The following is a 361-nucleotide window of genomic DNA, read 5'->3' on the forward strand; positions in this document are numbered from 1 at the left end:
CGCTATAGGAGTTCGAGAGCCAGCACCAAAAATTTTGCCACCTTCTTTTCGAGAAACTTCACCAGAAGTTCGTTGATTGCCCCGTAAATGGAAAATATAAAGGCTGCTAAATTCTTCAACGAGGCACTTGCGTAAACCATCTAGAGAATGAGCACTGATAAAACCCGCATTTGTGACAAAGCCGATTACCCCAGCATTATTAATACGGTCACTAGCCCAGCGAATGGCACGGATATAACTATCATAAAAATTTCGCATATTCATTGATTTAGATTGAGCAGCATAAGTTTCACCAATACGATTATCTAATATCGGATAAGGAGTATTTTTGGCATTGTCGTTGGCATTTTTTTGTCCTACT

General features: G+C 39.6%; 1 protein-coding gene. It reads right to left on the minus strand.

Annotated features, from left to right (window positions below; genetic code table 11):
• A partial coding sequence (locus BN338_RS12410; RefSeq protein ID WP_039762251.1) for a hypothetical protein occupies positions 1–361 on the minus strand: 361 nt, incomplete at both ends.

It is taken from the genome of Bartonella queenslandensis AUST/NH15 (assembly GCF_000312585.1).
GTDB classification, from domain to species: Bacteria; Pseudomonadota; Alphaproteobacteria; order Rhizobiales; family Rhizobiaceae; genus Bartonella; species Bartonella queenslandensis_A.